At 39.6% G+C, this 15,636-nt stretch carries 13 protein-coding genes; 7 read left to right on the forward strand and 6 right to left on the reverse strand.

Going from position 1 to position 15,636, the window contains the following annotated elements; translation table 11 throughout:
* Position 1 precedes the first annotated feature (1 nt).
* Both F565_RS0104065 and F565_RS0104070 read right to left on the reverse strand, forming a co-directional pair.
* Complete coding sequence (locus F565_RS0104065) at positions 2–1,834, reverse strand: ABC transporter ATP-binding protein (RefSeq protein WP_020211925.1); 1,833 nt, start codon at positions 1,832–1,834, stop codon at positions 2–4.
* A 32-nt stretch (positions 1,835–1,866) separates the two neighbouring features.
* Positions 1,867–2,271 (reverse strand): 5-fold beta-flower protein, encoded by a 405-nt coding sequence (locus F565_RS0104070; RefSeq protein ID WP_020211926.1) that lies wholly within the window; start codon positions 2,269–2,271, stop codon positions 1,867–1,869.
* Positions 2,272–2,384: 113 nt separating this feature from the next.
* Between F565_RS0104070 and F565_RS0104075 the strand changes: the two genes are divergently transcribed.
* Positions 2,385–3,803 carry an alkaline phosphatase gene (locus tag F565_RS0104075; protein WP_020211927.1) on the forward strand — a complete coding sequence of 473 codons (1,419 nt, stop codon included), beginning with the start codon at positions 2,385–2,387 and terminating at the stop codon, positions 3,801–3,803.
* Between the two features lie 78 nt (positions 3,804–3,881).
* Positions 3,882–4,376 carry a hypothetical protein gene (locus F565_RS0104080; protein WP_020211928.1) on the forward strand — a complete coding sequence of 165 codons (495 nt, stop codon included), beginning with the start codon at positions 3,882–3,884 and terminating at the stop codon, positions 4,374–4,376.
* A 3-nt stretch (positions 4,377–4,379) separates the two neighbouring features.
* Here the strand turns inward: F565_RS0104080 and F565_RS0104085 are convergent, their stop codons facing one another.
* From F565_RS0104085 to F565_RS0104100, 4 genes are all read right to left on the reverse strand, one after another.
* Positions 4,380–5,318 carry an NAD(P)H-dependent flavin oxidoreductase gene (locus F565_RS0104085; protein WP_020211929.1) on the reverse strand — a complete coding sequence of 313 codons (939 nt, stop codon included), beginning with the start codon at positions 5,316–5,318 and terminating at the stop codon, positions 4,380–4,382.
* Complete coding sequence (locus F565_RS0104090; protein WP_231559625.1) at positions 5,315–6,346, reverse strand: DUF6438 domain-containing protein; 1,032 nt, start codon at positions 6,344–6,346, stop codon at positions 5,315–5,317. The genes F565_RS0104085 and F565_RS0104090 overlap by 4 nt, the downstream gene beginning before the upstream one ends.
* A gap of 146 nt (positions 6,347–6,492) precedes the next feature.
* Positions 6,493–7,590, reverse strand: coding sequence for a DUF6438 domain-containing protein (locus F565_RS0104095; protein ID WP_020211931.1), 1,098 nt, complete (start codon positions 7,588–7,590; stop codon positions 6,493–6,495).
* A gap of 1 nt (position 7,591) precedes the next feature.
* Complete coding sequence (locus F565_RS0104100) at positions 7,592–9,208, reverse strand: S8 family serine peptidase (protein ID WP_020211932.1); 1,617 nt, start codon at positions 9,206–9,208, stop codon at positions 7,592–7,594.
* A 237-nt stretch (positions 9,209–9,445) separates the two neighbouring features.
* Between F565_RS0104100 and F565_RS0104105 the strand changes: the two genes are divergently transcribed.
* The 5 genes from F565_RS0104105 to F565_RS21170 all read left to right on the forward strand — a co-directional run bounded on the left by F565_RS0104105 (position 9,446) and on the right by F565_RS21170 (position 15,608).
* Positions 9,446–10,303 (forward strand): EamA family transporter, encoded by an 858-nt coding sequence (locus tag F565_RS0104105; RefSeq protein WP_020211933.1) that lies wholly within the window; start codon positions 9,446–9,448, stop codon positions 10,301–10,303.
* A 44-nt stretch (positions 10,304–10,347) separates the two neighbouring features.
* Positions 10,348–11,226: a helix-turn-helix domain-containing protein gene (locus F565_RS0104110; RefSeq protein ID WP_020211934.1), complete on the forward strand. Its 879-nt coding sequence runs from the start codon at positions 10,348–10,350 to the stop codon at positions 11,224–11,226.
* A 450-nt stretch (positions 11,227–11,676) separates the two neighbouring features.
* A complete protein-coding gene (locus F565_RS21165) occupies positions 11,677–12,963 on the forward strand; it encodes a TolC family protein (protein WP_169336015.1) in 1,287 nt (428 codons plus the stop codon).
* A gap of 5 nt (positions 12,964–12,968) precedes the next feature.
* Entirely contained in the window at positions 12,969–13,997 is a 1,029-nt protein-coding gene (locus F565_RS0104125; protein ID WP_020211937.1) for an HlyD family secretion protein, read from the forward strand.
* 3 nt (positions 13,998–14,000) lie between these two features.
* Positions 14,001–15,608, forward strand: a complete 1,608-nt coding sequence (locus F565_RS21170) for an MFS transporter (RefSeq protein WP_020211938.1) — start codon at positions 14,001–14,003, stop codon at positions 15,606–15,608.
* The last annotated feature ends 28 nt before the right edge of the window (positions 15,609–15,636 follow it).

Below are 15,636 nucleotides of genomic sequence, written 5' to 3' on the forward strand. Positions count from 1 at the left end.
TTTACTGATACCCTTTAGCCTGCAAATTAAACAACTCTGCATAGCGGCCGTTTTGTGCCAGGAGCTCTTCATGGGTACCTATTTCAAGCAGTTGCCCTTTATCTAAAACCAAAATCCTGTCGGCAAGCCTTGCTGTAGAAAAACGGTGCGAAATAAGAACGGCACTTTTACCTTTGGTAAGGTTAGAGAACCGCTGAAAAACCTCATATTCGGCACGGGCATCCAGCGCAGCGGTAGGCTCATCAAGAATAAGTACCTGCGCTTCTTTCATGTAAATACGCGAAAGAGCCACCTTTTGCCATTCGCCACCGGATAGTTCTACGCCGTTATTAAAGCGCTTGCCTAAAGTCTGTTCATAATGTAGTGGTAATTTATCGGCAAGGGCATCGGCAGTACTGGCTTTTGCCGCTGCTTTAATAAGCTCGACGTTATCCTGTTGGGTTATGTTACCCACAGCAATGTTGTTAGAAAGTGTCATTTGGTAACGCAAATAATCCTGAAAAATAACACCCAGGTTAAGGCGCAAATCATCAGGGTCGTAATCTTTAAGATCGGTGCCATCCAGTAAAATACGGCCTTCGGTAGGTTCATAAAGCCGCGCAAGGAGTTTTACCAGTGTCGTTTTACCTGCACCGTTCTCGCCCACTAATGCCAGTGTTTCGCCCGGATGCAATGTAAAATTTAGGTGCCTGTTTGCCCAGTTATCAGAGTGGCGGTATTTAAAACCAACATTCTCAAAAGTGAAGCCCTCTTTTATAGGCCTGGGAAAAGGAATAGGATTTTTTGATACCTGCATAACGGGCATAATATCAAAAAATTCCATAAAATCGGTCAGGTAAATTGCACCCTGCGATATGGTGGTAAACCTCAGCAATATTCCCTCGGTAAGGGTACGCAACTGTCTAAATGAGCCTGCCAGAAAAGTAAGGTCGCCTACGGTAAGTGTGCCGTTAACAGTTTTTATAATTATAAACACATAAGCCGCATAGTAGCCCGTGCTGCCCAGCATAGAAAAGAACGTTCCCCATAAAGAGCGGCGTATGGCAAGCTGGCTGTTGTCTTTATAAAACTGGTCACTCAACCGTTTAAAACGGCTGATTATAAAATCGCCCAGGTTAAATATCTTAACCTCTTTAGCTGTTTCGTCGCTGGCACCAAGAAAACGCAGGTAATCAAGTTCGCGGCGTTCGGGAGTTTGGCTGCGGGTAAGGGAATAATTTTGGTTATTAAAGTAGCTTTCGCCAATAAACGATGGCAAAATAGTTACTACTAATAACACTATAAGCCACGGGTTAAAGGCAAGCAGGCCTGTTACTAAAAATGCCATAGATATAATGTCCTGTATTTGCGCCATAGCCTGAGAGAGCAGCATGGTACGCCCCAGTGTTTGCTGCCGTGCACGCTCCAGCTTATCGTAAAACTCAGCATCTTCCGATTGTTCCAGGTCGAGCGTGGCGGCATGCTTCATTATCTTAACCGATGTATAGTTAGAGAACGAATCGCCAAGCAAACTGTCCAGAAGGCTGGTTATGCGGCTTAGGGCATCGGTAGTTATAGCAAGAGCAAATTCTAAGGCTATAAGCTGGTACAGGTACGTATGGTCGGTTCCCTCTCCCTGGCCGCTTAAGTGCACCACCTGGTCTATAATAAGTTTGCCCACATACAGCAAGGCTACGGGCATGGCACTGCGTACTATCCTGAATAAAAAACTGAAAAATGTTTTTTGCGGACTGCTTTGCCATACCAGTTTAAAAAATGCGGGCAGGTTAGAAAGTGCACTTATGCGCTCTTTAAAACCTGCTTTTTTTGCAATTGGTGGAATTTTTTCCCTCATGCTGCAAAGTTACAACCTGTAGCGCATCATCTCTATAATTTAAAAAAGAAAAAAGCAATGGCAGCCCATTCTTTCTTTACACCCTTAGCATACCCTATGGTCTGGCTGGCTGCATCCTGCACAGTACCGTTATCTTTTATATAACCTATAGTCATGTAGTTACTGCCCTGTACCCTGCCATCTTCATTTATGTACCCAAGAGTCTGGTGATAATTATCCTGTACTTTTCCGTCTTTAAAGTAACCTACGATAGTATGCAGCCTGTCCACAATTTTTCCGTCACCATCTATAGTAAGTACGGTAGTATACCCGCTATCCTGTATCTCTCCCTCTTCTGTTACATACCCTTTAGTCCCGTAATCGCTTGTTTCTAAGCTTTGGGCAGTAAGTAAATTTGCACATAATAATACAGCGGCAGTTAAAAGTATTCGTTTCATGTAATTTAGATATCTGTAGCTAAGATAAGCACTCTGTGTTAAATTAACTTTGAAATAATAGTACAGCAGGCAACTTTATTATTATAGTTTTTACCTTTGGAAAAATTTTTACAATGAATAGGAGAAAATTCTTCCGCAACGGTTCGCTTTTCACATTGGGCACTACACTTTTAAGCCCCTTTAGCAGTACTGCAAACGTATTAAACCTTGATACTTTAGATAAAAACAAAAAGGCCAAAAACATTATTTTTATGGTAAGCGACGGTATGAGTACCGGCACGCTTAACATGGCCGACTTATACCTTAACCGCAAGACTGGCAAAGGCAGCAACTGGCTGCAGCTGTACAAAGACCAGCGCGTAAACATTGCACTTATGGATACTGCTTCGGCAAGCTCTATAGTAACCGATTCTTCTGCCGGCAGCTCATCATGGGGTGGCGGTGTAAGGGTTAAAAACGGTGTGCTTAACGTGGGGCCTAACGGCGAGAAGTATATGCCTATATGGCAAAAATTTAAAAAGGCAGGCAAGATGGCGGGTTGCGTTACTACAGTGCCTATTACGCACGCTACCCCGGCAGGTTTTTGCGTTAACAACGACAGCCGCAATGCCCAGGAAGATATTGCAGCAGATTACCTTAACCTTGGTTTTGATATTATGATGGGTGGTGGCGATAAGTACTTTAGCGCCGGCCACCGCGAAGATAAAAAAGATATGTATGCCGCCTATAAAGCTAAAGGCTGGCAGGTGGTACGCAACCGTAAAGAAATGCTGGCTGCTGCCAATGATAAACAGATTCTTGGGGTTTTTGGCGAAGATGCCCTGCCGTACAGCCTTGACCGTGCCAATGATAAAACATTAACTGCAGAAACCCCTACCCTTGCCGAAATGGCACAAAAAGCCATTGACCGTATGAAAGGCCATAAAAATGGTTTTGTACTGCAAATAGAAGGTGGTAAGGTAGACTGGGGTGCACATGCTAACGATGTTGGCGCACTGTTGTATGACCAGGTGGCGTTTGATGAAGCAGTGAAAGTAGCAATAGATTTCGCTGAAAAAGATAAAGAAACCCTTGTAATTATAACTACAGATCATGGCAATGCCAATCCCGGTGTTATTTATGGCAAAGATGCCAATGCAAATTTTGACAGTATACAAAAATATACCCATACTAATGAGTGGCTGTTAAACGAGATAAAGCCAAACTTTACTGTAGCACAGGTACGCGAGCTTGTTGATGCCATGAATGGTAAATCAATATCCGAAGAGGATGCCAAGACCGTATTAAGCTATTATGATGGCCTGCATAAAGAAGATGGGGGATTGTATAATTACAAGAAGGTACCGTTTAAGGCTTTTGCAGAAATTCAGCAAAAAGGAAACTCTGTAGGGTGGATAAGTATGGACCACAGTGCCGATTATGTAAACCTCGCCATGTTTGGACCCGGCAGCGAATTGCTGAAACCTTTTGTAAAAAATACCGACCTGCATTACCTTATGCTACAGGCCGCAGAGGTGGAGAATAAATTTTAATTACATAGAAATGTTATACAAGCGCCTTAGAGTAAGGCGCTTTTTTTATATTTGAAAGGTATTTCTCAATCAGTCTTAATGAATAAATATCTTAACGAAGGATTATGGTTTTGCGTGCCTATAGTTTTTGCCGTAATAATATGCATTGTCTGGTTTAAAACTATTTTTGACCTTAATCCTTATATCAATCTTTCAGATGGAGTATCCCTGTCTGTAAATCCTTATTGCTTCATTGCAGCAATCACTACTATATTAGGATTCATTATCTTTCTATTGAGAAATTTATTTAACCATTTTGGGAGTATTGTTACCGCTGCAATATTGTTATTTTACACTACACTTTTTATATTAGTTACAACCTATATAATTTACCTTAATAAGGCGCTTGCCCCGCAGGAGGGTTGGGTAATATATCCGCCATTAAGTGCAATAGAAAAGATAGAGGTTAAGGAAAGTTTTTTTATCTGCAGCCCAGTTTACCCTGTGTTGTTTCAGTTATCATTAATAGTACTTGCTGCATTTACTGCTTTTAAAATTGGCGGAAATCATAATCGTGTAAAAACATGTAATTGAAAATCAAAAAGTTATCATTTCTTTCTTTGCCTCTTCAAATTCCGTAATCATATCTTTTACAATCCCTGCAACAGGTTTAATTTCATTTATTAATCCGGATATCTGGCCTATTTCGAGTTCGCCTTCTTCAAGGTCGCCCTCAAACATGCCTTTCTTTGCACGGGCACGGCCCAGGAGTGCCATAAGGGCTTCCTTAGTGGGTGCTGTGGTGTATAACGCATTTACATCATGAAAGAATTTATTTTTTATAAGCCTTACGGGAGCCAGTTCTTTAAGTGTAACGTGCGTGTCACCATCCTGTGCATTTACTATAGCCTGCTTAAATTTTTCGTGCGATGATGACTCTGTAGATGCAGCAAAGCGGCTGCCTACCTGCACACCATCGGCACCCAGAACCATTGCGGCAAGCATTCCCCTGCCGGTGGCAATGCCACCTGCTGCAACAAGCGGAACGGTAAGTTTTTCGCGCACCATAGGTATCAGGGTAAAGGTGGTGGTTTCTTCGCGGCCGTTATGCCCACCGGCTTCGAAGCCTTCGGCAACTACGGCATCTACACCCGCCTCCTGTGCCTTAAGGGCAAACTTAACACTGCTTACCACATGCACCACAGTAATACCCCTTTCCTTTAAAAAGGCTGTCCACGTTTTAGGATTTCCGGCCGATGTAAACACCACTTTTACACCCTCCTCCACTATAATATTCATGATCTCCTCTATGTTGGGATACAGCATGGGCACGTTAACGCCAAAAGGTTTATTGGTCGCATTTTTACATTTTTGTATATGCTCGCGCAACACATCGGGGTACATAGAGCCTGCGCCAATAAGCCCAAGCCCACCGGCATTGCTCACAGCCGCTGCCAGTTTATAGCCGCTGGCCCATATCATGCCCGCACCAATAATAGGATACTGAATATTAAAAAGTTGGGTTATTTTGTTCATTTTATGTTTTCAATTTTGTTAACAAACTTGTTATCGGTTATAAAGTTATAGCCAATATCAAAAGTCCTGGTAGTTTTGTCTTTTAGCTGAAATTTATAATACCGTCCATCGCTACTTACACGATTTACTGCGTCGTTTTTATATTTCCAATCATAACTTTCGCTAAATGAAAAATTACCTTCTTTGCCTTTTTTAACCAAATTTACAAGGTAATACGTTTCTGCATCTGTCAAGTCTAAATAATTAGTTTTCGATTTAAAATGAGACATCATGAACTCTGGTTTTGTATAATCAGGAAGATGTTCCTTAACAAGATTTAAACTTTGATATAACAAAATTACCGGATTATAAGCCCAGGTGAATTCGTCGGGACTACTCGATGCATAATCCTCTACAGATTTTACTATTTTACCATCTTTTATAAAAAGCACAGATACAGTGCGGCTATCGGTAACAGCCGTGTTATAAGATTCTTTAAGCATAAAATAATTAGCACGCTTAAAACGTAAGGCTATTTCATTAAATTCTTTTTTTGATATTTTTGAGGTATAATCGCCTTTAGCCGATGTGTGGTAACTGCCATTATAACTTACATAACCATCTTTAGAGATCATTATGGAAACCATTGGGCAAGCACCAAAACATATTGATGATGACACTATAACCGAATCAAAATCAGGCACTTTTTTTACGTCATAACGTTTCTTAACAAAAGTAGTCCATGATTTATTCCAGCCGATTACTAAAGTGTCATTACTTAATTTTCTAATTTTATATGTATCCCATCTTTTGTACGACAGATTGTATATTTTAAGAATTTCTTTATTTAAAATGTACTTGGTTAAATTTCCTAAACTATAATGTACCTTATTGTCTCTATCGGTAACAGTATCATTCTCATAACGTTTCTCATCGGTGAAGCCTAATTTGAATTCACATGTATCATTATCGAAAAATTCAAATCCACGTTTATCAAACCGTAAATGCCTTTTTACAGTATCATAAATAGCCCAATTCCCCAGTAACATTTCTTTTGAATATGAAACTTGATCATGCGCAGGTACTATTACTCTATCCTTTTTGCAGGAAACGAATAGTACCGCTATAATAAAAAGTATGATTTTCTTCATGCTATTCTTTTACCAATATTTCTGTTTGTAAATTAACAACATATTTAATTTGTTAAGGATTTAGAAAATTTGTTTTGTTTTAAAAAATCAGATCCAATGTCAATTACTTTAAATGTTGAATCTCTAAAATAAATTTTATAGTATCGTCCATCAGTTTTTACGTAATCTATCAAATTGTTACTAAGACGCAAATAATATTTTTCCTGAATTGTATGTTGAACTTCTTTTCCTTTACTTAGTAAATACATAAGATAATATACCTCAGCACCTGTTAACTCTAAGCCGCCTCCCTCAACATTAAAGTGAGCCATTACAAATTCAGGATTTGTAAAATCAGGAATCTTTTCAGGTACGAGATTTAGATTTTGATACATTGTAATTAATGGCGAGTAGGCCCATATAAATTCGCTGGGGATATTAAAACCATCATCTTCAATAGATTTTATAATTTTTCCGTTTTTAATGAGAAGAACAGATACCGTCCCGCCATCGGTTGTGCCCGCCCCATAAGCATTATCAAGCTTCATATAATCAGCTTGTTTAAATCGAAGAGCGATTTTGTTAAAATCCTTCATTGATATTTTTGATGTGTAGTTTCCTTTAGCCGATGTATGGTAACTGCCAATATAACTTACACATCCATCTTTAGAGATCATCATGGAAACTATTGGGCATGAACCAAAACATCCTGACGAAGAAACTACAACAGCATCAAAATCAGGTACATTTTTTATATCATAATATTTCTTTGTAAATGTAACCCAGGAAGAATTTTTATTAATAACGAGAGTATCATTACTTAACTTTTTCACTTTGTAACTATCCCATTTTTTATCCGACAAATTATAAATTTTCAGGCTATCCTTTGTGATTGAGTATTTTGTAAGAGTTCCTAAACTATAGAAGACCTTTTCCTTTTGTTTGTAGTCATTTTTATAACGTTCATAGTCATAAAATCCTAATTTAAAATCACATGCCCCATTTGTAAAAAATTGAAAACCAGTTTTATCATATTTCGTACCCCAAGTACCCAATATCATTTCTTTAGGAGTTAGTGCTTTATCTTGCACGGGCATAATTACTCTATCCTTCTTACAGGAAACAAATAATGCCGCTATTATAAAAAGTATGATTTTCTTCATGCTATTCTTTTACCAGCCTGCCCGTTTGTAAATCAGCACCAGATTCTATGCGGTAGCTGTAAATCCCTGTTGATAAAGCATCAACAAATACTGGGTTATTGGCCGCGATGCTCTGCTCCCAAACCCTTTGCCCAAGGCTATTAAAGATGGTTAAACTTGCGGTTTTTATATTGCCTGGAAAAGTAATGTTTATCTCGTTCCTAAAGGGATTAGGATAAAGCATATAATCTGTTTTTACACTGTCATTTAACCCAAGGCTGCCTTGCAAAGCCAAATTAAAATCGGGAATACCGTAACCATATTGGACATCAGGGTTATTGTACCTGTCGGCCGATCCCCTGATGATCTGTAAAAGCTCGGCATTTGTTTTATTAGGGAGTGCCTGCCACAGGCACGCTACTGCGCCTGCCATAATGGGGCTGGCACACGAGGTACCGTTTGCGGTAGTAATGGTGCCTTCAAAATTTGCCACTACAGCCGCAAGACCCTGCGCCATAACATCGGGCTTAATGCGTCCGTCATATGTTGGCCCCAAAGAGCTAAAGTAAGCATACTGCCGGGAGGCATCTACTGCACCTACAGTAAGTGTATTATAAGCATCGGCAGGAACGCTTATGTTAGGGTTTACCTCGCTGGCACCTGAATTTCCTGCGGCATTAACTAAAAACATCCCCCTCGAAAAAGCCACGTTAGCACCCCGCGTTATAAAGGCTGTATTGCCATCGGCATCTGCATAAGTATGGCTGTAGCGCACATTATCATAGGTGTAATATCCTAAAGAGGTGTTTATAACATCTACCCCAAGGCTGTCAGCCATTTCGGCGGCTTCTACCCAGTACGACTCTTCCACAGGATTTTCGGCAGCTACATCTTCGGTAACAAAAAGGTAGTAAAAAGCATCAGGTGCAGTACCCACAAGCTGGCCTTCGGTGTAGCCTGCCATATCGCTGAGCACTATCGTACCGTGCGATCCTCCCTGGTACACATCATTAGTACGCTGCACAAAATTATAGCCACCTATTATAAGGCCATTATCATTAAGGCGCGCAAAGGACTGGGTGGTGTTTACTCCGGGAAAGCCATTATCTAAAACTGCTACCGTAATGCCTGTCCCTGTATAATTTTGTTCATGCAGCAAGTGCGTATTAAGCATTTGCACCTGGCTGGCCGATGTACCGTAGTTAAAAGTAGTCTCTGTTTGTTGTACCCGCTGTGCATTAGCCTGCCTTTGCGGTTTGGCAACCCTTCCCCTGCTTTGTGCATTAAGGGTTCTGTCGGCAAAATCAATGCGGGCAACAAATGCTAATGCTGTAAGCGCATTTATATCATCTACGCTACCGCGGATGTGCAGCGCATTAAGCCATTTAGATTTTGCCATAACAGTAATGCCATTAGCGTTGGTTACAGCCGTAATATAATCTGCGTGAATGGGTACGTCCTGCCCGTCAAGTGCAATGTTTTGGTTAGCCCTGCGCGTAAGCGATTTTTGCGACAGCATTTCGAGCGGGTTTGCAAGATAAAATTCGGTATCGGGCTTATCGTTAAAATACACCCATGCATCTTCCTGTGCGTAGGCAATATTTACTGTAAAAAGTAATAATAGTAGTAACTTTTTCATAATGTAACGTATACCTAATTTTAAGAGGCTAAGCGACATTTATAACCTAATCCTGCTCATGGCCTGCTATGTATTGGTAAACCCAAATATACAAATATTGCCTGCTAATAAAATTGTAAAACGCCTTAATTGTTTATAATATTATAACATACCTTAACTTTGCAGCCATAATACATAACAGGATAATTTACGTAATGTAACATATAAAAGTTTAATTTTGCGTTACAATTTTTAGTTATGTTTTATCTTGTTTTTAGCATTATATGCAGCGTTACAGTGGGTATTATCTTTAAGGTATCTAAACGCTACGAAGTTTGCACCTCGCAAATTGTAATGTGGAATTACGTTTTGGCTTTAATGCTGTGCTACCTGTTCTTTCAACCCGACCTTACCCCAGTAAACACCGCTGCACCCTGGGCCATATATGCACCGCTTATGGTACTTATGCCATCTGTTTTTATGTTCCTTGCCATGTCTATAAAACACATGGGTATAGTACGTACAGATGCTGCCCAGCGTCTTTCGCTTTTTATACCTATTCTTGCCGCGTGGTTTATCTTTAAAGAAGATTTTAATACATTAAAAATCATTGGGCTTGTTATAGGTTTTCCTGCCATATTCCTTATTTTGTCTAAAAGGTCTGACACTAACAGCAATAAATGGATTTACCCTGCCGTAGTGCTGATAGGTTTTGGAGTAATAGATGTTCTCTTTAAACAAATAGCCCTTTATACCACCCTGCCTTACACCACCTCTTTATTTGTTGTTTTCTCCGGTGCTTTAGGAGTATCTGTACTTAATGTTTTGTACCAGATACTTTTTAAGTCTATAAAACCCCGAATTATAAACTTTGCTTTTGGCACGCTTGTAGGCATTTTTAATTTTGGTAATATACTGTTTTATCTTAAGGCACATAAGGCATTTGCCGAAAACCCAAGCACTGTTTTTGCCGCTATGAACATTGGGGTCATCATATTGGGCTGCCTTGCAGGTATTGTTATTTTTAAAGAAAAAGTATCCAAATATAACTATGCAGGGCTCGTTTTAGCTGTTGGCGCTATTGTAATTATTACGCTGTCGCAATTGTATACTTAAAATCAGTTATTTTTATACTGATTTATAAAATGCATTTTTGCACCATGAAAAAAATAAGCACCTACTCTATACAGCACCAGCAAAAGATATTTAACGTATCTGGAGGCAATAAGGATTATTTTTTTCTGGAACTGGGCAGCCACAGCCTTTTTTACCCCGAACCACGACGATCTGAAGCCTACTCTATCAGTTTTTTAAAAGAGGGCGAGATATTGTTACAGGCAGGTTTAGTTACGCAAGTTGTAAAAGCTCCCGCTGTTATAACCCTTGGCCCTACCGTGGTGCGAACCATTACAGAAACAGATATTCAGCCCGTAATGGAAATTATCTTTTTTACCGATGATTATCTGTTGGCTAACCGCACCAATGTATTTTACCTGATGGAATTCGACTTTTTTGAAGACGAAGACCTGCATGCGTTTGCACTGAATAAAACCCAGTCAAAAAAAATAAATCGCCTCTTTAAAATGATACGTGAAGCACTTGCCGCACATCATTTACACGAGCCTGAGATTTTGCGCAGCTGTATTAACCTACTTATTTATGAAATAAATGCTTTTCATAAATTACAGGATATTGTAAAGCCCTCGCCAGCCGAGACTATTTCTCCACTACTGGTAAACTTTAAACAGCTGCTTTATAAAGAATTCAGCAGGGAGCGCAGCGTTGCCTTTTATGCCGGCAAACTTAACATAACTCCAAAACATTTAAGCGACCTCTTAAAAAAGCAAACCGGTAAAACTGCCGGAGAATGGATAGACGAAGCTATTATTCTTGAATCAAAAGTGCTTTTGCAGAACAAGGAACTGTCAGTATCTGAGGTTAGCGAGCAGCTAAATTTTTCAGACCAGTCTGTTTTTGGAAAGTTTTTCAGGACACATACAACCCTTACCCCGCTGCAATACCGCAAAACCGCCTTGTAGAAATATCGACGAAAAGTACCGCATTTCCGACTTTATTTTAACATAAAAACGACGGAACTTTGTTGTACTAAAAATGTGATATGGAAACTTTGTGCATCATAGCTGTTATTTCTTTTTTTCTGCTGAAAAAGAATTGCTATATAATAGTTACACCTGTACTTAATACCGGTAAACCTAACGGATTTAAAATGCATTAGCCTATCAGCCTTAACTTAACCTCCTCTCCAAAGTAGAGGGGAGCAGCTACACTTTACTGCCCTTATTTTTAAAATCAATTATAACAACAACTTCATACTTACTCTCTATTTTGGAGAAGCATTGAGATGAGGCACAGGATTCCTATTTCTTAAACCGACGAAAATTAAACTCACTTTTAAACCATTCATTCCGGACAAAATGAATAACTTTTTTAATAAATACGCAATTGTTCTCCTAACATTGGGTCTTTTTTTGTACACATTATCTGCTCATGCACAGGACCAGCCTAAAGACACGTATGTATTAAGCATACAGGAGGCAGTGCTAATGGCACGAAACAATAATGACCATGTAACATCGGCACGGTTAAACCGCGAGGTTTCGGGTTCAGAGCTTAAAGAGGTTAAAAGCCATGCCCTGCCCCATATTGTACTTAATGGTACAGCAAAAAAACTTAGCAATGCCATACTTTATGAGGGTGGCGGACTATCTGACCCTGTTAACCGGCCTCCTCCCCCAGCCACATACCAGTTAAAAACAGAGATGGAAGCTTCGTTTAACCTGTATTCGGGCGGTAAGCATGAGGCCTCCATTAAAGAGTTTGAGGTTAAAACCAAACTGGCAGATGTTAGCATCTTGCAGCAACAAGGTAGCATATCACTACAGGTAGTACAACATTACTTAGAAATATTGCGCATGTCTCAGTTAGACAGCCTGTATAAAGAGCAAATAAACCGCGAAAAATTAAGGTTAAAAAACATCAATTCGCTGTATGCAAACGGCAAAGTAACCCGTAGCGATGTGCTTAGGGCCGAGATAAATTTATCAAATCAGGAATTTGCAAAAAAAGAGAACGAAAGTGACATTGATATTTTTCATAACCGCCTTAATGTTTTACTGCACCTGCCCGAAGAAACTAAAGTGGTACTTAGCGACACTACCGTTATTAAAACACTGCCTGCTATGGAAATTATGGAAACACCATCTGAAAGTAGGGCATTTACGTTACAACAGGCATCATTAAGTACAGAGCTGCAGCTGGCTAAACTTAAAGGGGCTAAAAGTAATTATTACCCTACTGTAGAGCTTATTGCCGCTTATGGTTTTAATTTCCCTAACTACCTTGTGTATCCTTATATACCTCATGCTTACTCTATTGGTTTTGTGGGTGTGCAGCTACAATACAACATATCATCCTTATACCAAAACAATCACAAAGTTGCCGCCGAAAAGCAACGCCTTCAGGAAATTAAGGTTATTGAAAGTGCTGCACGCGATGAGGTAAAACTGCAAATAACGTCGCTGCAAATTAAAATGGCAGATATGCGCGACAAGATAGCATTGGCACTACAAAACATTGAACAGTCGCAGGTTAACTACAAAATTGTGAGCACCAAATATTTTAACCAGTTGGCGCTTTTAACCGACTTACTTGAGGCTGATAATATTTACCTGCAAAGCAAATACAAACTTATAGAGGCGCAAACCTCGCTCTTAAACTACTATTACCAAATACTTTATACCACCGGAAAAATTTAATAACGATGAACACAAGATCTAAAAAATTCAATATTTTATTCAACAGCGTTGTTGTTATTATTATTGCTATTACGGTTATTTTCTTTGGCCGTTACCTATTGCATTCTTCTAATTATGAAGAAACTAACGATGCACAAATAGAAGCGTACATTAACCCGATATCGGCTCGTGTGGGTGGTTATATCCAGAAGATAAATTTTGAAGAGCATACTCCTGTGAAGGCCGGTGATACTTTAGTAATTATAGACAACCGTGAGTACCTTACTAAAGTTATGGAAGCCGAAGCCGCCCTGGAAGATACAAAAGCGCGTCTTGTAGTTTTGGATGCGCAAATAAATACCACCCAAACCGGCACTTATGTAAATAAAGACATGATAGCTGCTGCCAAAGCTAAGTTTACAGAAAAACAACAGGATTTAAAACGTTACAAGAACCTGCTTAAAGAGGAAGCCGCAACTTTGCAACAGTATGAAGAGGTTAAGGCAAAATATGATGTTGCCGAAAGCGAGTATAATGCATCGCGTAACAACCTTAAAACAACAGGCTCTAAAATAGAAGAATTGCAGGCAAGCCACGGACTGCTTAAGGCTGAAATGAAGCAAAAAGAAGCGCTGTTGCAGTTTGCTAAAATCAACCTTGCTTATACTATAATAACTGCTCCTTACAGCGGCGTACTGGGCAGGAAAACCATACAGGAAGGCCAGCAAATACAGGCAGGGCAAAGCCTTGTGCCTATTATAAACGAAGGGCAAAAATGGGTAACGGCAAACTTTAAAGAAACCCAGATACATGATATGCAAACCGGCCAGGAAGCCGAAATACATATTGATGGTTTTGAAGATAAAGTGTACCACGGCACTATTGAGGCCATTGCAGGATCTACAGGGGCTAAATTCTCGCTACTACCTGCAGATAATTCTACAGGTAACTTTGTAAAGATCACACAGCGTATTCCCGTAAAGATCAGGATCAATGAAAAAGACCTTTCCGCCTTAAGGGCAGGTATGAACGTAATTGTATCGGTAAAAAAATAAGCTATGGATAAGAATATCTATTTCAGGGAATGGATACATAACTGGACCTGGGGCATGCGAGCAGCCCTGTTCCTAATCCTTATGTTTTCTATATTACAGTTTTCGCTGTTCTCGCTTACGCAAAATTATGTGGTATCTTATTTTGGTGCACAACCCGAAGATATTACCTTTTCCATTCAGGTAACATACATATCGTTGCTGTTCTTTTTACCTATACAAATCAGGTTTTTAAATTATTTCAATACCCGTAAATACCTGATAGTTGTGTTACTGGCAGGAATTATCCTGAACCTGCTGTGTATGAAAACCAGCGATATCAATGTGTTTATTGTACTTCGTTTTTTACAAGGAATCGTGATTAGCCTTATTGCCGGAGCCATGCTTACACTAATATTCACAAGGCTTCACGAAGAAAAAAAGCAGGCTGTAGGTTACTCTGTTTTTTACGGAACGTTACTGGGCAGCAGCGTGGCGGTAGGTGCTCCATCGGCATGGATTATTGATAATATGGACTGGAGGATGATCTATTACATAGTAATCGTTTTCCAAATAATTTCTATAGTAATCGTCTACTTTATTTTTAGCAAAGAACGCAAACACAGGCAATATCCTCTATCGCAAATAGACTGGAAAGCTTATGTAGTAATGGCATCGGGAATGCTTTGTGTAGCCTATTTTATGGTGTATGGCCCAAAACAATATTGGTTTGAAAACAAGTACATAACATACGTGTTCATGACAGCCGTTTTCCTGCTTTACCTCTTTGTATACAGGCAGGTAAAAAGCAAAAGGCCCATTGTACACTTTAGTATTTTTAAATCGCCTAAGTTTATTACCGGGCTGGTTTTGCTGGGATTATTTTATGGCCTTAAAGACACCATAAACCTTGTATACAGTTATATAAGCAACGTTACGCAATGGTCTAACTACCAATATATAGAACTGGCAGTATTCAACATATCGGGTATGGCGCTGGCTATGTATGTATCATCGCAACTGGTGATGCGCAAAAAGCATAGCATCCACTTTTTTTTGGTTACAGGTTTTGGCTTTATGCTCACCTTCAACTTGTGGATGTACTTTATTATATCTCCCGATCTTGCCTTTTCAGATCTGGTGGTTCCCATATTTTTACAAGGCGCAGCATCAGGAATGTTGTTTGTACCTATAGCCACATTTATACTCTCTACCGTGCCGGTCAATACAGGTATTTCAGGCAGTTTGGTTGCGGGGCACGTACGTTTTTTTGCGACGCTGCAATCTTTCGCCGGCTATTATACCATGCAATTGTTTTATAACCAACATTACAAAGAGCAGTTTTTATCGCACCTTACCCCTTACGATTCGGTTTATACCGATGCTAATGCCACTGCTGTACAATCTTACATCGCTAGAGGCTACACCATTCAGGAAGCAGGTAACCTTGCTAATGCAAACATTGCAAAACAACTTGCTACGCAAAGCCAGTTGTTAACTTCTCAAACCATTTTTTTAATTGTTGCTACGGCAGCAGCTGTAATTATAGCGTTAGTTTTGCTATCGCCATTATTGCAAAAATTATACGAACGCTACAAAAAACCAACGATTCCGGCATTAAAAGCACAACTATAATCTACACATATTCAGTAATTTAAAATTT

The organism is Flavobacterium rivuli WB 3.3-2 = DSM 21788 (assembly GCF_000378485.1).
Classification (GTDB): domain Bacteria; phylum Bacteroidota; class Bacteroidia; order Flavobacteriales; family Flavobacteriaceae; genus Flavobacterium; species Flavobacterium rivuli.